This is a genomic window from Salinicoccus luteus DSM 17002 (assembly GCF_000712035.1).
In the GTDB taxonomy this organism is placed as follows: domain Bacteria; phylum Bacillota; class Bacilli; order Staphylococcales; family Salinicoccaceae; genus Salinicoccus; species Salinicoccus luteus.
Genome location: NZ_JONV01000006.1, coordinates 305,420 through 325,310 on the forward strand (window position 1 = coordinate 305,420; position 19,891 = coordinate 325,310).

Here is a 19,891-nt window from a genome sequence, read left to right on the forward strand (position 1 = left end):
CTTCATTCCCCCCGTTTTCCCCAATATTGGAAGTATGTCGTTTCGATGTAGCCGTTGAACAGCTTGCGGCGCTTCGTCGCCTTCTTGCCGACGATATGCTCGAACATCTTGTTCGATGTCATGAGGTAGACGCTCAGTGTCGGATCCTTCGCCATCATTTCACCGATCTTGCGGTACATCTCCTCCACTGCCTTGGCCTCCCCGATACGTTCCCCGTATGGCGGGTTGGTGACGATCTGTACATGATGCTCCTCAAGTTCCAGATCATGGATGTCCCGTGTTTCGAAGTGGATGTTATCAAGCAGCCCCACTTCCATGGCATTGTCCTTGGCGATCTGGATCATTTCCGGATCGATGTCGGATGCCAGGATGCGCACTTCCCTGTCATAGTGGGCGGCCTCCTCAAGCGCCATCCGCTCGCGCTTCCAGTCCTCTTCCGGTATGATGTCCCACTTCTCAGCGTCGAATGTCCGATTTGAGCCTGGTGCGATGTTCAGGGCCATCATGGCCGCTTCGATCGGGATGGTGCCGGATCCTGCGAATGGATCGAGCAGGGTGTTTGAGCCATCATAGTTGGCGAGCTTGAGCATGGTGGCAGCAAGCGTCTCCTTGATCGGCGCCTCACCCTGACCGGTCCTGTATCCCCGCTTGTGGAGGGCATCCCCGCTCGTATCGATGGTGAGTACGGCGCGGTCCTTGAGTATGGAGATGTCGACCTTATAGCGCGGGCCGGTCTCAGGCAGCTTCGTTTTGATGCTGAAGGCGTCCTTCAGATGCTCGACGATGGCCTTCTTTACGATCCTCTGGACATCCGGCACGCTGTAGAGCGTCGACTTGTGGGAGCGTCCCGTGACGGGAAATGCCGCGGCGGGTCCGAGTATATCCGACCATGGCAGCGCCTTGGTCTTCTCGAACAGCTCGTCGAATGTCTCCACGCTGAAGTCACCGATGATGATGCGTATGCGGTCGGCGGTCCGCATCATCAGGTTGGTCCGGATGATGGCCGTCTCATCCCCCTCGAAGTATACGCGGCCGTTCTCCAGCCGTGTTTCGTAGCCGAGCGCCTCGATCTCATCCGCCACGACCCGCTCTATTCCCATTGGTGTGTTTGCCAGCAATTTGAACTGCATCCAAAAACCCTCTCTTTTATATGTATTATTTGTTTGATTATATAATAAAAGCTCTCCATTACAAATGGAGAGCGTATCTAGTCCGGTATCTCTGTAAGCCATGTTCTGTACCGCTGTGCTGGGGCGTGCACTAGTTACACTCGCACAGTGGTGATAATCATCTGTCTATACTACAGTGTAGTATCTTTCCTCAGGTTGAATTCCCGTTGGAAAGTGCTCCTACCTAATTTGGATTGCTCACTCGAGGGGTTTACCGCGTTCCACCTCCTGCATTTCTGCAGGAGCTACGTCACTGTGGCACTTTTACAGCTACTTGGGCCATATGCATCGCACTTAGGCCCGTTCACAGCCGTCAGCCTTGGAGGCTGCCCTGACTTATTGTTTCGTCAGGCACGAACACTACGATCGTCTCAGAATCGTGTGAGCATGGACTTTCCTCTATGCATTTGGATGCATAGCGATTATCCGAGATACCGTTTTAAACTAATTGACCTTGGACTGGCCGAACACCTTCTTCTCCAGATTGCTCAGCCGTTTCAGGATGTCTATCTGATGCGTCTGTGCCTGGTTGTCCACCGACCTCGATTTCGTTGCCACGCGGATCCGGAGTTCTTCAACTTCCTTCTTCAGCCGTGCGTTCTCTTCCTCGAGCCTTTTGAGGTTGTTGTTCATGTCAGCCATTTTTTGATAGTCGCTGATGACATCATCGAGAAAGCTGTCCACTTCAATGGGCTTGAACCCTCTAATGGACTTCTCGAACTCTTTTTCGAATATATCCTTTGCCGAAAGCTTCAGCGTATATTCGTTCATTATATCACCTCTCATAAGCGGAATCTATGAAAGCATTGATTTCGTCAAATTGTATTCTTTCAATATTATACGGATTATCCTCCTGGAATTCAAGCATTTGCTCGTATATAAAACGGGTTTTCGACTCCACCTCCTCATCGAACACGACAAGTGCCTGGTCGGAATGCTCGATCAGGAAACGGTTGATCATCCTGAACATCTTCGGCGACTCGTATGGTCGGTCGAAGATGAAGTTGTGGAAATCGCTGGCTTCTAAGATGCGGTTCAGCTTCAGCTGGTCCTCCTCCTTGTACCTCTCGTCAAACTTGTGGAACGGCTTCAGCACGCAGTACTTGAATCCGTACTCCTCCTGGAGTGCCATGATGGCTTCAGCAGCATAGAATTCGATGCCAGTATACCCTTGTATGATGAACCATTCCGTGCCGGTCTCGGCATATGCCCGCACCTTTTCCCGCATGAACTGCTTCAGAACTTCAGCTTCGGGCTGCGTGTCCTTGAAGATGCCGAGCTCGTATGGACGGTACCCTGCAATCAGCGTCTTCATCGGAACAACCCCTCCCTGTCTGCATGGGCGAGCCACATGTTGATGAACTTGTACTTCTCCCGGTACAGCTTCAGGCTGAACCGCCCTGCATGGCAGGCCATCAGGAGCTCCATGAACTCCTCGACGACCTTCTCCCGTGTCGCCGGGCTGAATCTGAAGTCGGTGCCGATCCCGCCGATGGCATCGACGAGCCCCTTGTTTTCCTCGAGGAACGGTTCGACTTCGGTCGCAAAATCAAATTCATATCCCGATCTCGCCTTATCATATCTGCGGTCGACTTCATCGAGCAGCGCCCGCAGGTCCTCAAAAGATGCCTTTCTTGACAAAACTGCCACACTCCCTATAATTATCAATGGTTTAATTCCATTGATCTGTTGTATAATGTTATATTATCATCATACAGAATAATGGAAGGCGATGTACATGAAATATCCCAAGGGCATCAAACCGCGGCCAAAAGGTTCTGCTCGCAGGACCCGCACGCTGGATGGCAAAGTGAAGTACGGCTCCAGGGGGATGACGCTGGAGAAGGATCTGGACCAGACGAACGCATACTATCTCGAGAGGGGACGCGCCGTCATACACAAGAAGCCGACGCCGGTCCAGATCGTCAATGTGGACTACCCCTCAAGGAGAAAGGCGAAAATTGATGAAGCCTATTTCAAGGTCCCTTCGACAAGCGACTACAACGGCATATACAGAGGCAGATATATAGATTTCGAGGCGAAGGAGACGGGCAATGATAAGCGTTTCCCGTTCATAAACATACACGCGCATCAGGTGGACCATATGAAGCGCTGCCACGATCAGGGGGGCGTCGTGTTCATCATCATCAAGTTTTCATTATATGATGAAACATACCTGATGCCGATCGAGCATTTCCTCCCCTTCTGGGAAGCATTCCTCACAGGCGGCAGGAAGTCCATCAGATACACGGACATAAAAGATGCGAGCCTGCTGCTGAAGCAGGGGATGAATCCGCGGATCAGCTACCTTGACGCAGTCGACGAATTTTATTTCGAGAATGGAGAATAGAATATGGAACAGAACTATAAAAGGACCAAGAGGAAGAAGGCGGGAAACGGCACTCCCAAAAAAGGGGGGCAGCGTTCCAGAGCCTCCCTCATCAAACGCATATTACTATGGGTGGTTCTCATCGGTCTGATTTTCCTTGTCGTCGGTTCATTCCTGTTTGCATACTATGCATCCAAGTCCCCGGCCTTCAGTGAAGAGAAGCTGAAGGACCCGATACCGGCGAAGATCTACGACAAGGATGATGAACTCGTCACCACCCTGTACGGGGGGCAGAAGCGGGAACTGACTGATATTGAAGATACACCAGAACAGGTTACGGATGCCATTCTTGCTGTGGAGGACAACCGCTTCTACGAGCATGGCGCCATCGATTTCGTGAGGCTCGGTGCGGCAGTGATCAACAACGTCACCGATGGGTTCGGCAGCCAGGGGGCCAGCACGATCACCCAGCAGGTCGTAAAGCGGGTCTTCCTCACGGAGGAGAAGACGATTGAGAGGAAAGCGCAGGAAGCCTACCTCGCCTATCGGCTCGAACAGGAATATTCCAAGGATGAGATCCTTGAGATGTACATGAACAAGATCTACTACTCAGATGGCATATACGGGATCCGGACGGCCAGCCTCTATTATTTCGACAAGGAGCTCGAAGCGCTGAACCTGGCGGAAACCGCCTATCTGGCGGGTCTCCCGCAGCTGCCGAACAGGTATAACCTGTATGTCGATCCAGAACTCGGCACTAAGCGTGCCCATACCGTATTGAACCTGATGCTGCACCATGAACGTATCACGGAAGCAGAGTACAATGAAGCGATCAACACGGATATCACAGCCAATCTGGTTGCGCGTTCCGAAGATGAGCGTGCATCGAATGAACCGGAGGACCCGGAATACGCCTCCTATATCAATGTCGTGAAGCGGGAGCTCCAGACGAACGACAAGTTCAGGAACATGGAGCTCGGCGAGGCGCTGGCAAGCGGCCTGTCGATCTATACCAACATGGACAGCGGTGTCCAGAGCCAGCTCCAGACGATGGTCAACGACAGGGACTACTACTACAATCCAAAGTTCAAAAGCGAGCATTTCAACCTCGCCTCGACGATCCTCGATACGGAGACCGGCAACCTGGTCGCCATCTCCGGCGGCCGCGACTACCGCGAGGTGGTCATGCATAACCAGGCCTTGGTCGAAAGGAACGTCGGGTCGACCATGAAGCCGTTCCTCGCCTATGGACCCGCCATCGAACACCTCGAATGGCGTACGGACCAGACGATTGAAGATGAGGCCGAATACCAGCCGGAAGGGTTCGATCATGAAATCTACAACTATGACATGCAGGACCACGGGGAAGTCACCATGCGCGACGCCCTGAGGCAGAGCCTCAACATCCCTGCTGTCAAGACATTCGAGACAGTGATGGAGGAAGAGGGAGAGAACGCACCGGAGGAATTTGCAGAAAGCGTCGGACTGGACTACAGCACTGAAGAGGAGGAGGACATTCCACTGACCTTCAATGATGTGCTGGGCGGCGGCGACAATTCCCAGTTCACGCCCCTGCAGATGGCAGAAGCCTATGCCACACTCGGCAACGGCGGCACATACAATGAAGCCCAGGCGATCCGTTACGTAGTGACGGATGAAGGCGAGACGGTCGAGTTCGAACACGAATCGGAAAAGGCGATGGAGGACTACACCGCCTATATGCTGACGGATATGCTGAAGGGTACGTTCGAACCGTACGGCAGCGCCGACTATATTCCGATGAATGGTCTGAACATCGCAGCGAAGACCGGTACGACGTCCTATGGTGATGAACTCAAGGAAGAATACAATCTCCCCGACAATGCGGCCAAGGACGCCTGGATTGTGGGCTATACACCTGAATACACGATGAGTTTGTGGACCGGGTTCACAGCAAACGAGGAAGGCGGGGATACTTCATTTGTCGGAGCGGACGAACACATTACACCGCAGTGGTTCTTCAGGGACATTATGCAGTCGATCAGCACCTACAACGGCCAGGACTTCGAACGGCCTGACAGTGTGGTTGAAGTCAACGGTGATGAACTTGCTGTAAGAGGCAGTGAAAGCCTGCAGACATATGAAAATGAACAGCGCCAGCAGCGCAATACCCAACGCCAGCAGCCGGAGGAGGACGTCGATGAGCCGAACCAGGTGATTACCGAAGAACCTGAAGAGACCGAAGAGACGGAACCCGCCACCGAAGAACAGACTGATGAGACGCCGACCGAGGAACCAACTGAGGAAGAGGCGCCGACTGTTGAGGAAACCGAAGAACCGACTGAAGCGCCGACGGAGGAAGAGTCGGAACCTGCTACTGAAGAGCAGACTGAAGAGGAGACCGAAGCACCTGAAACCGAAGAGCCTGCTTCTGAAGAAACGACTGAGGAACCGGCGGATGAACCGGTTGAGGAAGAGACGGATGAAGCTGCATAACAATAAAAATCCCATGAGAGTTTTCTCATGGGATTTTTCTATGTGCGCTTCCTTATCCGGTATGAAGCGTATTTCTTTCTAAATTCATCGTGAAGAGCCTTCAGCTGGATGATGCTGTGATACTGGTATGGCCGGGAGAGGATATAGTCCATGCGCTCCTTGAAGTTGAAGGGGAGCACCGCGTCATGTGCCTCTTTGGACATATCCTCCAGAACTTCGTCAATATCGGAAATTATGGCCGACCGGTAGGCATCATACATTTCATGGTCAGGATTCCTCGCCTCTTCAAGCAGCTTCTGGTACATCTCTTCAATCGTCATTGGACATTCTTCCGCTTCATGCGCTTCTGCCCTTCCCTGCAGTCCTCAAGCAGCAGGCAGGTTTCGCATTTGGGATTTCTGGCTGTGCAGTGGTAGCGTCCGAAGAAGATCAGCTGATGGTGGGTCTTGCTCCACCGCTCTTCAGGCACCTTCTGCATCAGCGTCCGCTCCACTTCCAGCACTGAATCCTTATAGCGGGCGATGCCGAGTCTTTTCGACACGCGTTCGACATGGGTGTCAACGGCGATTCTCGGAACGCCGAAAGCCACTGAAAGCACCACATTGGCGGTCTTCCGCCCCACTCCGGCAAGGCTTACCAGATCCTCATAGTTGCCGGGTATCTCTCCATCGAAACGGTCGATGACATCCCTGCACAGTTTCTGTATATTTTTGGCCTTGTTTCTAAACAGGCCGATGGAACGGATGTCATTCTCAAGCTCCGGCAGTTCCACGGCCAGATAATCCTCCGGTGTTTTGTACTTCTCGAACAGGTCCCGAGTCACCCTGTTCACAAGATTGTCCGTACATTGTGCAGACAGCAGCACCGCAATGGTAAGTTCGAAAGGGTTCCGGTGCACCAGTTCGCATTCCGCATCCGGGAACATCGCATCTATCTTGTCGATCATCTCGACGGTCTTCTTTTTACTGATCAAAAACATCTTCTCCTTCCAGCCATGAACGTACAGGCATGCGGTCGGCCTTTTCAGCCGGCTCCTCCCTGCCCGTCTGGTTAAGGATGCGTTCTACATACTGGAGTGAGGTGATCTGGTTCTGGTACGCCAGATCGACGGCATCCCTGATGACCTGCGGACTGTACTTGGAATCTTCCAGCCAGCTGTTGATCCTTTCGAATTCATTCGGGCTGATCACCCGTCCGTACAATCCTTCGACATATTCGAACAGGGACCTGATTTCCGACGGCTCCGCCTTTTCGGGCTCCGATGACTCCAGCAGACGGGAGAGTTTCCTGTAGAGGGGGTCCAGATTGAAACGTTCGATATATTTGCCGTCTTCCCTGATGGTCTCCACCTCAAGCAGCTCCTTCTGTATCAGTTCCTGTATCAGTTTTGCTATTTGGGATTCGGACATCGTTGTCCCTTTGGACAGGTGTGAAAACTCCGGGAGCTGCGATGACCTGTGGTGTATATCGATCAGCTTGACGAGCACGACGAAGCCGGATTCATCAAGTTCCAATGTGGAATAGCAGTCCAGCAGCACTTTGTTCACTGGTATATTCATATATCTTACATATTCTTCAAACATGCTGTGTCTCCTTATAAAAATATCGCCTGCCGGCGATATTTTTGTCTATGGATATAATCTGTTGAGCAGGCGTGGGAATGGTGCAGTCTCCCTGACATGCTGCACGCCGCTCAGCCATGCCACTGTACGTTCCAGACCCAGACCGAATCCGGAGTGCGGCACGCTGCCGTATCTCCTGAGGTCGAGATACCATTCATAGGCGTCAAGATCGAGGCCGCTGTCGACAATCTTCTGTTTGAGGGTATCGTAGTCATGGATTCTTTCACTGCCGCCGATGATTTCTCCATATCCTTCAGGGGCGATCAGATCAGCACACAGGACGGTGCGTGGATCTTCCGGGTTCTCTTCCATGTAGAAGGATTTGATCTCCTTTGGATAGTTCGTGATGAAGACGGGCTTATCGAAGTGGTTTGCGATTTCGGTTTCATGTGGTGCACCGAAGTCCTCGCCCCACTCTATATCATCAAAGCCTTTTTCATGCAGCAGTTCCACGGCTTCCGTATACGTGATGCGTGGGAAAGGTGCACGGATCTTCTCGAGAACGCTTGTATCACGGTCCAATATGCCAAGATCGAGCCTGCAGTGCTCCAGCACCTGCTGCACGAGGTACTCGACATACTGCTCCTGCACTTTGAGGCTGTCCTCGTGGTTGTAGAATGCCATCTCCGGCTCTATCATCCAGAACTCGATCAGGTGTCTTCTCGTTTTGGACTTCTCCGCACGGAATGTCGGACCGAACGAGAAGACCTTGCCGTGTGCCATTGCAGCCGCCTCTGCATAGAGCTGTCCACTCTGTGAAAGGTATGCATCCTCATCGAAGTACTTTGTATGGAACAGTTCCGTCGTTCCTTCCGGAGAACTGCTCGTCAGGATCGGTGGATCGATTTTCTTATAGCCGTTTTCGAAGAAGAAGTCATGCGTGCTCTTGATGATCTGGTTCCTGATGTTCATGACTGCATGCTGCTTCTTGGAACGGAGCCACAGATGCCTGTTGTCCATGAGAAATTCAGGACCATGGGCTTTCGGTGTAATCGGATAGCCTTCCGAGGCATGGATGACCTCTATGCCGTCAACTTCCATCTCATAGCCGAATTCGGAACGGTCATCCGCCTTGATTGTTCCGGAAACATACATGGAAGTCTCCTGTGTCAGGGCCTTCGCCTTATCGAAGAGGTCTGCGTCATTCTCCTTTACCACGACTCCCTGCATGAAGCCGGTGCCGTCCCTGAGCTGCAGGAACTGGATTTTACCGCTGCCGCGCTTCTGCAGAAGCCAGCAGCCGATCGTTACCTGCTGGCCTTCATATTTGGGTGCCTGGTTGATTGAAATCTTCATGTTAAACTCCTTTGGTATGTTGTTCTACAAATTTTCTGATGCGGTCCAATGCTTCCGTCATATCTTCGATGCTGAGCGAATAGCTGAGCCTGATGTTGTCCGGTGAACCGAAGCCGGACCCCGGTACTGCTGCCACATGCACTTCTTCGAGAACAGCTTCAACGAATGCGTCCACACTGTCGAATCCGCACTGTCTGGCGCACTCTGCAAAATTCGGGAACAGATAGAAGGCGCCTTCCGGCTTGATGCAGTCGATGTATGGAATCTCCATCAGCTTCTCGTAGGCCCTGTCCCTTCTTTCGTTGAAAGTACGGTTGTACTCTTTGAGGTATGCACTGTCCATATTGTAGGCAGCCACCGCCGCCCACTGGGACGGTGTCGCCGGATTGGATGTGGAATGGCTGGTCAGGGCGGTCATGCCCTTGATGACATCGCTGTCGCCGCACGCATAGCCGATGCGCCATCCGGTCATTGAGTGCGACTTGCTGACACCATTTACGATGAGCGTGTTCTTTTTCATCTTGTCGCTGAAAGTGGCGATGGAGATATGCGGGTGATCATAGACGAGTGTTTCATATATCTCATCCGCGACCACTACGATATCCGTCTGTTCAAGATAATCTGCGAGGCTTTTCAGCTCGGCTTCCGTGTAGACCATTCCGCTTGGATTGCTCGGAGAGTTCAGGAGGAGCATGCGTGTCCTGTCGGTCACATGGCGCTCGATGATTTCCGGAGTGATCTTGAATGAGGTCGATTCATCCGTCTCCATGATGACCGGCTTGCCCTCTGCGAGCTTCACCTGCTCCGTATAGCTTACCCAATATGGGGTTGGGATAAGCACCTCATCCCCCGGGTCGAGCGTTGCCTGGAAGAGGTTGTACAGCACATGCTTAGCCCCGGTGCCGACAAAGACCTCCGATACATCGTAGTCTAGGCTGTTGTCCCGTTTCATCTTTTCAACGATGACTTCCTTCAACTCCGTGATGCCTGACGCCGATGTATATTTCGTCTGACCGGCCTTGAGGGATTCATAAGTCTTTTCTATGATTTCATCAGGTGTATTGAAATCCGGCTCTCCAGCACTGAGGCTGATGACGTCAACCCCTTGGGCCTTCAGTTCCCTGGATTTGGCTGTAATGGCCAATGTCTGGCTGGGAGTAATGTTTTTGATGCGTTGAGAGAGTTGCATATTCCTTCTCCTTTAGAGTTGATATAGTCATTATAAATCACGGAGCAGTGCTTTGAAAGACTCTCCATCCCCCTGAACGATATTTTCAGTGGGAAAGTACTTCAGAAATGAATTCCTGTATTTCTTGTCGAGAATGCGTTTGTCGAACAGGAGCAGCAGCCCCCGGTCCTCAGGCCGCCGCTGTACCCGCCCGGCAATCTGCCTGAACTGGAATACAGCTTCCGGCAGATCATTCTTATAGAAGTTTCTGAAATCCGATTTCTTCGGGACGGGGAATGGCAGCTTGGTCAGCATCAGGCATTTCGTTCCCTGCGTCTGCATATTGATGCCTTCGTTGAAGCTTGATGTTCCGAGCAGCACACACTTGTCCAGCTGATTGAACTGTGAGAGCAGCTTCTCGCTTGTGGTCATGCGGGTCTGTCTCAATATGACGAAGTCTTCGAATGTCTGGACATCCTCCGTATATTCATACACCTTATCCAGCAATTCGAAATTGGAAAACAGCACCATAAGCTTCTGGTCCGTTTCACTCAGGTAGATGGCGATGTACTCTACGATGGCAGAGACGAAATCGTCATCATTGACATCATAGGAAGGGATATCCTCCGGAATAAATATTTTCGTTCCGCCGAACAGGTCTTCTTTCTGGATGATGAGTGATCGGAACGGCCTGTCGCCATACCAGTAGTCGAGGTGGTCGAATCCCCCATTCACTTCCAGTGTGCCGGACAGCATGATTGTGGCTGCGATGTGCCCTGTCCGTTTCCTGATGGACTCCATGTCTTCCTGCTGTACATGCACTTTTATCTTCTGCAGGTTCATGTTTCCTTCCAGGATATACCGGTCCTGCCGTATGGCCCCTCCGAGCGACGACAGCATCTTTTGATAGTGGTGCATATGGTTGTAGATGATCTGGTAGTTCCGGGTGCCGCGTACAGCGCCGAGGAAGGTGGAGGCATGCCGGATGCCCGTTTCAACATGGTGCAGCAGATCACTGGTGTTTTTGGCGGCGATGGCGCCGAACATCTTGTCTATGTTCTGGTTCAGATGCTTCAGTATATCCTCGAGGAGATAGATGGAGGCTCCGTCATTATGGCTGATATAGTTCGACAGCAGACGTTCCTGACTCGGTGTGCCGATCTGTCCGATGAAGAACTTCATCGTCTGATAGCTGAATGTGGTCTTCATCCGTTCCTCGAGTGAACGTTTGAGCTGATGGGCCTCGTCCACAATGACTGTATCGATATCCGGAAGGTGGTCGATGCAGTCTGTGAGGAAGTAATGGTTCGTCACGGTGAAGGTGGCCTCTGCCGCTTCGGAAAGCGCCCTGTTGAAGAAGAAGTGTCTGGCATTCTCCCCTGCCTGTATGGAGGCTGTCCTGTAGTAGGCACGCTCCGGACCTTTCAAATGGATTTCCGACAAATCGCCCGTATCGGTCTCAAGGAGCCATACGAGGAGTTTCATTTTCAGCTGGATGATCTCAGTATTGTTGTCATCAATCGACAGCAGGAGCTTGAACGCATCCAGGTTCAGATAATTCTCCCTGCCCTTCAATGCGACAGCAGGTACCGGCATGCCGACGGCCTCCTCCAGTGCCGCCAGGTCCTCAATGAGGATCTGGTGCTGCAGAATCTTCTTGGATGTTGAAATCAGCACCCTTCGGCCATAGAGGGAATGGAAGCTGATGGTCGCGATGAGGAATGCGATCGTCTTGCCGACGCCCGTATATGCTTCCAGTGCAAGGTTCTCCTTCTGTTCCAGCGCTTCGAAGATCTCATTGGCGAGATGCAGCTGCTCCGTCCTGTACTGTCTGCCGGAATGTGCAATGTAGCTTTCATACAGTTCCCGGACAGTAACGGCCTCCATTTTTTTGCTGTTCGGCTTTGGGCGTTTTATATAGAAGTTCCCATGGCGCTCGAGGTCTTCGACCCCGCCTGTGCCCGACTCTGCGACGATGGAGAAGATGACATCCGACAGGTTATATTTGAGTGGCTTCGACAAATGATACAGATGCTTCAATGTCTCCGTGTCGAGTGATATCATCTTCCGCAGCAGATGAAGGAGCAGATCCGCTGTAGCCTTCGCATCTTCATCCGCCCTATGCGCATTCGACAGCTCCAGGCCGAGGGCCTGGGCGATTTCGTTCAATTGGAAGCGTTCAAGCCTCGGCAGGAATATTTTCGACAGCTCCACGGTATCCAGCAGATGACTGGGCTGATAGTCGATGCCGCATGCCTTGAATGCAGCCTGCAGGAACCCGAAGTCGAATTCAACATTATGGGCTGTAAAGATGCAGCCATCGAGGAGACTGGCGACCCGGGGAGCGATATCCCTGAATTTCGGTGCATCTTCGAGCATGGAGGTTTCAATATTCGTCAGCTCTTTTATGAAGGGTGTCAATTCCGTTTGATCCGACAGGAAAGTAGTGTACTGATCGATAATTTTCAGATTCTGTACAATAACAATGCTCAGTTGGATGATACTATCTTTGTTTTTATTATTGCCGGTAGTCTCCAGATCCACTACCGCAAATTTCTGATTCAGCATCTCATCACCAGTTCCCACTATAGTTCTATATCTGCACTTATGACTTTTCTTATTTCACCTGATTGGTCGAGCACTTCCAGGAATCCATCATCATCGATGTCGAGTGCCTTCGCCATATAGCTCTCGCCCGCTTCAGTAATCCTCAGTTCCTTATTGAATACGATGGCTCGGGCCTTCCACTCTTCCCTGATTTCACTGAATGGCTCATTGATGAACCGATGATAGTAGTGTTCGATATTATTGATGAGCTTTTCCATGAAGCCATCCAGGTCCATATGTCTGCCCGCGTCCATCTCCCGTTCGATTGAAGTGGCATTCGGAATTGCCCCTATGCGCTCGTCTTCAAATATATTGATGCCAATACCACAGATTATAGCATTGATCACACTGCTTTCGCTGACGACTTCGGTAAGGAAGCCGGAAACTTTCCTGTTGTTGATATAAATGTCGTTCGGCCACTTTATCCCGCTTTCCATACTGAAAGCCTGGTCGATCGATTTGGAAATGGCGAGCGAAATGAACAGGTTGAAACGGATGATCTCCGAGATGGGTATGTTGGGCCTGAGGACGATGGAAAGGTAGAGTCCCCTGTTTTTTGGGGAGGACCATTCCCGGTTGAACCGCCCACGGCCACTTGTCTGCTCCTCGGCCACCACAATGTAGGCCCCGCCATGGTGTTCGAGCTTCTGGAGCGCCTCCACCTGTGTGGACCCTGTCGTCTGGAGGTATTCCATATGGCTGAACAGGCTCGACTGTGCCACAAGGAGCTCCAGTGCAGTCGGACTTATGTAGCGCGGGGGCTCGGTCAGATGGTACCCTTTGTTCGTAACGGATTCGATGCTGTATCCTTCGCTCTTCAGGGCATTTATGTTCTTCCAGATGGCAGTCCGCGAAACTTCCAGCCTGTCAGCCATTTCCTGGCCGGAAACGAACCGGTCATTCTTCAATAATTTTAATATCTCCTGCTTCATATTCGACATGTGCATCCACCCACTCCATTATTTTCTTTCTATCATTCTCCAGGTTGCCGTCCAGTATCTCTGTTTCTATGGCTGAAAATACCTTCCTGATCCATCTGCCGCCACGCGCATTGAAGAAAGTCATGAGCATTTTGCCGTCAAGGTCGATGTCGGCAATATTCGAAATCGGCAAGTGTGGCTTCAGGTCAATAGCCGACTGGATGCGTTCCCTTTTCTCCTCCAATTCACTGAAGGCATTCGACTCCATGATGGCAGATGCGTTCTCCAATATTTTCATATCATGGCTGTAGGCGAGCTCCTTCACGGTGGCCGGCCTATGGATCATTTCAATCAGCCCGGTTGTGCTCTGTATCTCTTTTTTCATATCATTGGAAAGTTTCAATTCATGAAGATGCCGTCTCAGTTCCGGGTTCCTCCACATCTGAAGTGCAATCTCATTTTCCAATGAATGGACTTCCGTATCCAGAAAATCTTCATCTCGAATGTTTTCAAGGAAAGCCAGATGATCTTTCAGATGAGTTTCAACCATGAGGGACTTCGCCGCTTTAACGCCTGGCCCCCTGTATAGTTTAAGGAGTTCGACAACACACCGTTCCACAGCAACGTATTCGAGGTTTTGTGCATGTTCAGCCATTGCACGTTCTGTTTCAGGGGCGACCTGGAATTCAAGGTGTGCCGAGAACCGTGCGGCTCTCAGCATTCGGAGGGCATCCTCGTTGAATCGCTCTTCTGCACGCCCGACGGTACGTATGACCCTCTCTGCTATATCCCTCCTGCCACCATAGGGATCGATGATCTGGAAATGTTCATCCATGGCCATCGCGTTCATTGTAAAGTCCCTGCGTTCGAGATCGCTGTTGAGCCGGCTTGTGAATGCCACCTGGTCCGGCCGGCGGAAGTCGCTGTAGCCCGATTCCGTACGGAACGTAGTCACTTCAAATGTTGTGTCGTCAATGAGCACAATAATTGTGCCATGCTCTTTTCCAACATCGATGGTGCGCTCGAAGAGGCGCTCAATATCATCCGGAAGCGCATCCGTGGTGATGTCCACATCATTAATGGAACGCTGCATATGATGATCGCGGACACATCCCCCGACAAAATATCCCTTATATCCATTTGCTTCCAAAGTGGTCAGTATCTTATTGCCTACCTTAAAAAGTTCATGCATTGCCATCTTCTCCGATCAGTTGCCTGTACAAGGATTCGTATTTACTGACGATCACATCCGAATGGAAGCGTCTTTTGATATCCTCGAGCATCCGGCTCTGGAATTCATTGTACAGGGTTTCATCCTCCAGGATATTGATGATGCGCTCCCCTGCCCGGGCGTAATCCCCGATTTCCACAAGGTATCCTGTTCTCTCATGCTGGATGACCTCGCTTATGCCACCGGCAACAGTGCCGACCGGGACCGCACCGCAATTCATCGCTTCCAGCAATGCCAGTCCAAAGCTCTCCTTTTCACTCATCAGCAGAAAGATGTCACTCATCAGATAGAATCTCCTCACATCCGTCTGCTGGCCTGCGAATATGACAGCATCCTGCAGTCCCAGGCGTTTCACCAGCAGCCTGACACTGTTCATTTCGGGACCGTCCCCAACGAGCACAAGCACACTGTCGATTCTTCCATGGACACTATGGAACGCCCTTACGATGTCATCGATACGCTTTATCTTTCTGAAATTTGACGTATGCATCAGCACTTTCGTCTGTTGCGGGATGCCATATCTTGCTTTCATTTCCGTTTTGATTGCCTCCCGATCGGTCATATTGAAGTACTTCTCGTCAACAAAATTGTGGACGGTCTGTATCTCCTTATCGGGCTCTATCAGTGAAAGGGTCTGTTTGTTCAGGCTTTCAGAGACGGCTGTGACGACATCGGATCCATTGATGCCGAACCGTATTGCACTGACCAGGGACATGTCATGACCGAGAACCGTTATATCCGTCCCGTGGAGCGTAGTGACGATGCCTACATCCTTCTGGGCCATCTGGCGTGCCAGTATGCCACATACGGCATGGGGGACGGCATAGTGCATATGGATGACATCCAGGTCATATTCTACAATGACTTCGGAAATCTTGCTTGCCAGGGTGATATCATAGGGTGGATAGCGGAACACACTGTAATCGTTTATATCCGTCTGATGGATGTATATGTTCGGATGATTCGCGTCCAGGCGGAACGGGACATTTGAAGTGATGAAGTGGACTTCATGTCCGCGTCTGGCCATCTGTATGCCGAGCTCAGTGGCGATGATGCCGCTGCCGCCGACACTCGGGTAGCAGGTTATGCCTATCTTCATCCTCGCTACCCCCTGTCTTTATGGCTCAGGTGATAGAGCACAGCTTCAGCAGTGCCCTCATTGGTGGCCAGAGGCACATCATATACATCGGAGAGCCGCAGCAGGGCGCTGACATCCGGTTCATGGGGCTGCGCAGTAAGCGGGTCCCTGAAGAAGATGATGCAGTCTATCGTGTTGTTTGCGACCATGGCACCGATCTCCTGGTCACCTCCAAGCGGCCCTGATTTGCACCTGTGAACGTCAAGGCCGGTATGCTTGATGATTCTGCCGCCGGTCGTTCCTGTCGCATACAGTACCTGTTCCCTGAAAAATTCAATGTGCTTGTCTATGAACCTGAGGAGGTCATCCTTCTTTTCATCATGTGCAATCAATGCGATCTTCATATTATCATCCATTCTTTAGGTTGCTAGTATTGATTATAGATAATGTTCTGTCTGGTGTGAAGCCGATTCCGGTGTTTCGTCATATGATGGCGGAAGGCTTCATATCATATCATAATAATATTAACAGAATTCCGGACAAATAAAAAAGGAACCCTTCACGGGTTCCTGAATTATTTCTAGTTGCCGCTTCTGGCAATCAGAATGAATCTTACAAGTTCAGCCACGGCAACTGCAGTCGCTGCAACATAAGTCATTGCTGCTGCATTCAATACCTTCTTGGCATGTCGGTATTCTTTTTCGTTGACGATGTTCAGTGATTCAATCTGATTCATCGCCCGCTTCGATGCATCGAATTCGACGGGCAGCGTTACGATCTGGAACAGGACGGCGAATGCCATAAGGGCGATTCCGCCCCACAGAAGCATGTCCCCAAGGCCTCCGCCTGCATTGCTCTGGGCATACGTGATGATCATGCCTGCAATGATCAGGAAGTACGAGAAGTTGCTCCCCAGTTGTGCGAGAGGGAAAAGTGCAGAACGGAAGTTCAGGAATGCATAGCCTGTCGCATGCTGGATAGCATGTCCGACCTCATGGGCTGCAACTGCCGTTCCGGCCACACTCGGTGTATCATAGTTGTGTGGGGAAAGGACGAGCTTCTTATTCTTAGGATCGTAATAGTCGCTCAGGAAGCCTTGGCCTCTTTCTACGGAGACATCATAGATGCCATTTTCCCTGAGGATCTCCTCGGCAACCTCGCGCCCTGTAAGACCACTCGTGGAACGTACCTTGGAGTACTTGTTGAATGTGGACTTGACGTTCATCTGCGCGAGCATTGGAACAACCATTAAAATCACAAAATATAAAATTATATACACGTGGATTCCAACCTCCAAAAGTTTTTCATACTTTATTTTACTCCAATTTTTCTTATATAGTCAATCAGAACGCCTTGGCACAAGCTGATGGAGCAGCACAAGCACGAACACGCTCAGCCAGAAGGCGAAATAGCCGATGTGGTCCTCATATTGGGCCAGGTTGCCATAGACTGGATACTGTCCATATACATAATCTATGATGTCGTTATGGAAGAGCCAGATGGCTGTAATATAGAGATGTACGGGTCTGATTTCAAGATGTGGCAGGAACAGGATTGCCTGGAAGGCCATTATGCCATGCGAGGCGATCAGCATCAGGCCAATCCATGACACAAAGCCAGTTTCGATGAAGGTGAGCAGGTTCATGACCACTGCCCAGACGCCATATTTAATCAGTGTTGTGAATGCCAAAGCATCAATCAGGCCCCACTTCCTCCCGAGGAGGATCATGATGATGAGGACAGAGAGGAAGAGGGTCGCTGTCGGGCTGTCCGGAACAAAGGGGAGGAAATACCACTCTGTATCGGAAAGCTGTCCCCTGTACCACCAGTAGCCGTATATCGTTCCCAACCCATTGGATATGAGGAGCAGGATCAGGAACCATCTGTTGTACATCAGGTCGATAATTTTATACATTTGGGATGAACTCCTATTAAAAAAAGCCCTATTGCTAGGGCTTTTTCTTATTCTATATCGTCATCAGTTCGAAGAATTCTCTGCCTCATCTCGCGATGTCAGCTCAAGATTCGCAACAAACTCGGAAATCTGCTGGATTTCTTCTTCTGTCAACTGGTCTTCGAATGCCGGCATATCACCAGAACCGTTTGTTACGAATGCATTCACTGTTTCAGCGTTGAGGTCCGGTTCGATCAGGTTGGGTCCCGATCCACCAGTCAATTCGCCACCGTGGCAGCTTGTACAGTTCGAACGTATCAGATCCTGGAAGACAGGGTCTTCAGTGTCCAGATTGGAGAATACAATTTGTCCCTGCTGGTTCTGTGTTTCCCAGTCATGGTAGGCAACCGACTCCCATGTAGTATAGAAGATGATGCCGAATGAGATGAGCATCATGGCAGCTGCTACGGGACGCTTCGTCCAGCGGCGCTCCTTGTTGTTGTCGAGCCAAGGTGCAAGGAGAAGTGCGCCCACACCGAGACCTGGGATGACCATGGCACCGATGATGTTGAATGGTCCTGATGCATATGTGTATTTAAGAATTTGATAAAGGAATAGGAAATACCAGTCTGGAAGAGGTATATATCCTGTATCTGTCGGATCTGCCACCCGTTCGAGTGGTGCTGGATGCGCTACTGTCAGACAAAGGAAACCGATGAGGAATACTGCACCGGTCACCCATTCCTTCAGAAGAAAGTCTGGATAGAACTCTTCAGTACGACCCGGGAATTCCGAATAGTCGCGGTTAAGTTTTGGTTTGTCATATTTCTGTATTCGTGAATCGCCGACGAATGTCAACCCTTTTCCACGTTTCATATCATTTTACCTCCCTTGTCATTCCTATAGTGGTCCTGAGATACCTTGTCTACGTATCATGATGAAATGGATCGCCATCAATACGAATAGAGCAGCAGGCAGGAAGAATACATGGATGGCAAAGAAACGTGTCAGCGTCTGTGCACCGATGATGGTTTCATCACCAGCAAGCAGTGTCTTGATCCATTCACCGACAAACGGTACACTCTCTGCAATATCCAAACCTACTTTTGTGGCAAACAATGCCTTCATGTCCCAAGGCAGCAGGTAGCCTGTAAATGCAAGTCCGAGCATTACCAGGAAGAGCAGTACGCCGACGACCCAGTTGAGTTCGCGTGGCGCTTTGTATGAACCTGTAAAGAATACCCTTAGAGTATGTAGGAACATCATTACTACTACCAGGCTGGCGCCCCAGTGGTGCATGCCTCTGACGATCAATCCGGCTGCAACATCATGCTGCAGGTAATAGACTGAATTCCATGCATTGACGATGTCAGGCACATAATACATTGTCAGGAACATTCCTGATAAAATCTGTATAACTGTAATAAAAAACGTTAACCCGCCGAAGCAATAGACGAACGCCGAGAAGTGGTACGCGGGGTTAACATGTTCCGGCACTTCGTGGTCGGCAACATCCCTCCATATAGGAGTGATATCAATGCGATCGTCTATCCAATCATAGATTCTGTTAAGCACATTTTTCCCTCCTATACTAGTTTACGAGTTCATTGGCCTTCATTTCGCCAATTGTGATGTAACCATCGGACACGCCGACTTCATACTGGTCCAACGGCCCTCTTGGAGGTGTACCCGGTACGTTCTGACCATTCTTCTCGTAGAGGCCATTGTGGCATGGGCAGAAGAAACGGTTCGGATTCGCTTCGTCACCCGCCCAGGTCACCGTACACCCGAGGTGTTTGCATACTGGGGACAGGGCGATGATATCCTCCCCATCACGGTATACCCAGACGAAATCAGTGACTTCACTTTCATACCAGCCATCCTGCTGTTCATAGGAAAAGTCAACCTTGACCGGCGTCTCCGTAATCTCATCAGCTGACACACTTGTTGTAATCATGGAGCCTGCTGCCTCCTCCTGGAACAGTGGATCCAGTGCGAACCTTCCCATTGGCAATATAACACCAGCCGCCATGAAAGATCCTACTCCCATCAAGGAATAGTTCAGGAATTGGCGTCTTGTTACTTTTTGCGACATTCATATT

The 19,891-nt window shown here is 50.8% G+C and carries 21 protein-coding genes and 1 other RNA gene; 2 read left to right on the forward strand and 20 right to left on the reverse strand.

The features are described 5' to 3' along the window. Nucleotides 1-2: 2 nt before the first annotated feature. From BO53_RS0101685 to BO53_RS0101700, 5 genes are all read right to left on the reverse strand, one after another. Nucleotides 3-1,130, reverse strand: a complete 1,128-nt coding sequence (locus BO53_RS0101685) for a THUMP domain-containing class I SAM-dependent RNA methyltransferase (RefSeq protein ID WP_031544783.1) — start codon at nt 1,128-1,130, stop codon at nt 3-5. An 89-nt stretch (nt 1,131-1,219) separates the two neighbouring features. Next, nucleotides 1,220-1,603: RNase P RNA component class B (gene rnpB, locus BO53_RS13650), an RNA gene on the reverse strand. Nucleotides 1,604-1,613: 10 nt separating this feature from the next. Beyond that, nucleotides 1,614-1,940 carry a cell division regulator GpsB gene (gene gpsB, locus BO53_RS0101690; protein ID WP_031544785.1) on the reverse strand — a complete coding sequence of 109 codons (327 nt, stop codon included), beginning with the start codon at nt 1,938-1,940 and terminating at the stop codon, nt 1,614-1,616. A gap of 4 nt (nt 1,941-1,944) precedes the next feature. After that, on the reverse strand, nt 1,945-2,484 hold the full coding sequence (locus BO53_RS0101695; RefSeq protein WP_031544787.1) for an SLOG family protein: 540 nt from the start codon (nt 2,482-2,484) through the stop codon (nt 1,945-1,947). Further along, nucleotides 2,481-2,810: a DUF1798 family protein gene (locus tag BO53_RS0101700; RefSeq protein ID WP_031544789.1), complete on the reverse strand. Its 330-nt coding sequence runs from the start codon at nt 2,808-2,810 to the stop codon at nt 2,481-2,483. Before BO53_RS0101700 ends, BO53_RS0101695 begins: the two co-directional genes overlap by 4 nt. Nucleotides 2,811-2,901: 91 nt before the next feature. Between BO53_RS0101700 and recU the strand changes: the two genes are divergently transcribed. Next, a complete protein-coding gene (gene recU, locus BO53_RS0101705; protein WP_156956072.1) occupies nt 2,902-3,519 on the forward strand; it encodes a Holliday junction resolvase RecU in 618 nt (205 codons plus the stop codon). A 3-nt stretch (nt 3,520-3,522) separates the two neighbouring features. Next, on the forward strand, nt 3,523-5,973 hold the full coding sequence (locus BO53_RS0101710) for a transglycosylase domain-containing protein (RefSeq protein WP_031544794.1): 2,451 nt from the start codon (nt 3,523-3,525) through the stop codon (nt 5,971-5,973). Between the two features lie 38 nt (nt 5,974-6,011). Here the strand turns inward: BO53_RS0101710 and BO53_RS0101715 are convergent, their stop codons facing one another. From BO53_RS0101715 to BO53_RS0101785, 15 genes are all read right to left on the reverse strand, one after another. After that, nucleotides 6,012-6,293, reverse strand: coding sequence for a YpoC family protein (locus tag BO53_RS0101715; RefSeq protein WP_031544796.1), 282 nt, complete (start codon nt 6,291-6,293; stop codon nt 6,012-6,014). After that, nucleotides 6,290-6,946 carry an endonuclease III gene (nth, locus tag BO53_RS0101720; protein ID WP_031544798.1) on the reverse strand — a complete coding sequence of 219 codons (657 nt, stop codon included), beginning with the start codon at nt 6,944-6,946 and terminating at the stop codon, nt 6,290-6,292. Before nth ends, BO53_RS0101715 begins: the two co-directional genes overlap by 4 nt. Continuing rightward, nucleotides 6,936-7,556 carry a DnaD domain-containing protein gene (locus BO53_RS0101725; RefSeq protein ID WP_031544799.1) on the reverse strand — a complete coding sequence of 207 codons (621 nt, stop codon included), beginning with the start codon at nt 7,554-7,556 and terminating at the stop codon, nt 6,936-6,938. The genes nth and BO53_RS0101725 overlap by 11 nt, the downstream gene beginning before the upstream one ends. Before the next feature lie 45 nt (nt 7,557-7,601). Beyond that, nucleotides 7,602-8,891, reverse strand: coding sequence for an asparagine--tRNA ligase (gene asnS, locus BO53_RS0101730; protein WP_031544801.1), 1,290 nt, complete (start codon nt 8,889-8,891; stop codon nt 7,602-7,604). A gap of 1 nt (nt 8,892) precedes the next feature. Continuing rightward, nucleotides 8,893-10,080, reverse strand: a complete 1,188-nt coding sequence (locus BO53_RS0101735; RefSeq protein WP_031544803.1) for a pyridoxal phosphate-dependent aminotransferase — start codon at nt 10,078-10,080, stop codon at nt 8,893-8,895. Nucleotides 10,081-10,110: 30 nt separating this feature from the next. After that, nucleotides 10,111-12,627: an exonuclease domain-containing protein gene (locus BO53_RS0101740; RefSeq protein ID WP_031544811.1), complete on the reverse strand. Its 2,517-nt coding sequence runs from the start codon at nt 12,625-12,627 to the stop codon at nt 10,111-10,113. Between the two features lie 17 nt (nt 12,628-12,644). Further along, on the reverse strand, nt 12,645-13,607 hold the full coding sequence (locus tag BO53_RS0101745) for a biotin--[acetyl-CoA-carboxylase] ligase (RefSeq protein ID WP_031544813.1): 963 nt from the start codon (nt 13,605-13,607) through the stop codon (nt 12,645-12,647). Next, the gene (locus BO53_RS0101750) at nt 13,564-14,778 is read right to left on the reverse strand and encodes a CCA tRNA nucleotidyltransferase (protein WP_031544815.1); all 1,215 of its coding nucleotides are present in this window, start codon (nt 14,776-14,778) and stop codon (nt 13,564-13,566) included. Before BO53_RS0101750 ends, BO53_RS0101745 begins: the two co-directional genes overlap by 44 nt. Beyond that, a complete protein-coding gene (gene bshA, locus BO53_RS0101755) occupies nt 14,771-15,916 on the reverse strand; it encodes an N-acetyl-alpha-D-glucosaminyl L-malate synthase BshA (RefSeq protein WP_031544817.1) in 1,146 nt (381 codons plus the stop codon). The genes BO53_RS0101750 and bshA overlap by 8 nt, the downstream gene beginning before the upstream one ends. Nucleotides 15,917-15,921: 5 nt before the next feature. Continuing rightward, a complete protein-coding gene (gene mgsA / locus BO53_RS0101760) occupies nt 15,922-16,299 on the reverse strand; it encodes a methylglyoxal synthase (RefSeq protein ID WP_031544820.1) in 378 nt (125 codons plus the stop codon). A 176-nt stretch (nt 16,300-16,475) separates the two neighbouring features. Then, on the reverse strand, nt 16,476-17,174 hold the full coding sequence (locus tag BO53_RS0101765) for a zinc metallopeptidase (protein WP_084184825.1): 699 nt from the start codon (nt 17,172-17,174) through the stop codon (nt 16,476-16,478). Between the two features lie 60 nt (nt 17,175-17,234). After that, the gene (locus tag BO53_RS0101770) at nt 17,235-17,810 is read right to left on the reverse strand and encodes a DUF1405 domain-containing protein (protein ID WP_031544824.1); all 576 of its coding nucleotides are present in this window, start codon (nt 17,808-17,810) and stop codon (nt 17,235-17,237) included. A 63-nt stretch (nt 17,811-17,873) separates the two neighbouring features. Continuing rightward, nucleotides 17,874-18,665: a menaquinol-cytochrome c reductase cytochrome b/c subunit gene (locus BO53_RS0101775; RefSeq protein WP_051682967.1), complete on the reverse strand. Its 792-nt coding sequence runs from the start codon at nt 18,663-18,665 to the stop codon at nt 17,874-17,876. A 24-nt stretch (nt 18,666-18,689) separates the two neighbouring features. Further along, nucleotides 18,690-19,364: a menaquinol-cytochrome c reductase cytochrome b subunit gene (gene qcrB, locus BO53_RS0101780; RefSeq protein ID WP_031544828.1), complete on the reverse strand. Its 675-nt coding sequence runs from the start codon at nt 19,362-19,364 to the stop codon at nt 18,690-18,692. A 16-nt stretch (nt 19,365-19,380) separates the two neighbouring features. Continuing rightward, nucleotides 19,381-19,884: a QcrA and Rieske domain-containing protein gene (locus BO53_RS0101785; RefSeq protein ID WP_031544830.1), complete on the reverse strand. Its 504-nt coding sequence runs from the start codon at nt 19,882-19,884 to the stop codon at nt 19,381-19,383. Between the last annotated feature and the right edge of the window lie 7 nt (nt 19,885-19,891).

Bases quoted from the DNA above. Each gene is read 5' to 3' on its own strand.
- BO53_RS0101685 (WP_031544783.1), bottom strand. From the start codon at position 1,130: ATGCAGTTCAAATTGCTGGCAAACACACCAATGGGAATAGAGCGGGTC.
- gpsB (WP_031544785.1), bottom strand. From the start codon at position 1,940: ATGAACGAATATACGCTGAAGCTTTCGGCAAAGGATATATTCGAAAAA.
- BO53_RS0101695 (WP_031544787.1), bottom strand. From the start codon at position 2,484: ATGAAGACGCTGATTGCAGGGTACCGTCCATACGAGCTCGGCATCTTC.
- recU (WP_156956072.1), top strand. From the start codon at position 2,902: ATGTACATGAAATATCCCAAGGGCATCAAACCGCGGCCAAAAGGTTCT.
- BO53_RS0101710 (WP_031544794.1), top strand. From the start codon at position 3,523: ATGGAACAGAACTATAAAAGGACCAAGAGGAAGAAGGCGGGAAACGGC.
- BO53_RS0101715 (WP_031544796.1), bottom strand. From the start codon at position 6,293: ATGACGATTGAAGAGATGTACCAGAAGCTGCTTGAAGAGGCGAGGAAT.
- BO53_RS0101725 (WP_031544799.1), bottom strand. From the start codon at position 7,556: ATGTTTGAAGAATATGTAAGATATATGAATATACCAGTGAACAAAGTG.
- asnS (WP_031544801.1), bottom strand. From the start codon at position 8,891: ATGAAGATTTCAATCAACCAGGCACCCAAATATGAAGGCCAGCAGGTA.
- BO53_RS0101735 (WP_031544803.1), bottom strand. From the start codon at position 10,080: ATGCAACTCTCTCAACGCATCAAAAACATTACTCCCAGCCAGACATTG.
- BO53_RS0101740 (WP_031544811.1), bottom strand. From the start codon at position 12,627: ATGCTGAATCAGAAATTTGCGGTAGTGGATCTGGAGACTACCGGCAAT.
- BO53_RS0101745 (WP_031544813.1), bottom strand. From the start codon at position 13,607: ATGTCGAATATGAAGCAGGAGATATTAAAATTATTGAAGAATGACCGG.
- BO53_RS0101750 (WP_031544815.1), bottom strand. From the start codon at position 14,778: ATGCATGAACTTTTTAAGGTAGGCAATAAGATACTGACCACTTTGGAA.
- bshA (WP_031544817.1), bottom strand. From the start codon at position 15,916: ATGAAGATAGGCATAACCTGCTACCCGAGTGTCGGCGGCAGCGGCATC.
- mgsA (WP_031544820.1), bottom strand. From the start codon at position 16,299: ATGAAGATCGCATTGATTGCACATGATGAAAAGAAGGATGACCTCCTC.
- BO53_RS0101770 (WP_031544824.1), bottom strand. From the start codon at position 17,810: ATGTATAAAATTATCGACCTGATGTACAACAGATGGTTCCTGATCCTG.
- BO53_RS0101775 (WP_051682967.1), bottom strand. From the start codon at position 18,665: ATGAAACGTGGAAAAGGGTTGACATTCGTCGGCGATTCACGAATACAG.
- BO53_RS0101785 (WP_031544830.1), bottom strand. From the start codon at position 19,884: ATGTCGCAAAAAGTAACAAGACGCCAATTCCTGAACTATTCCTTGATG.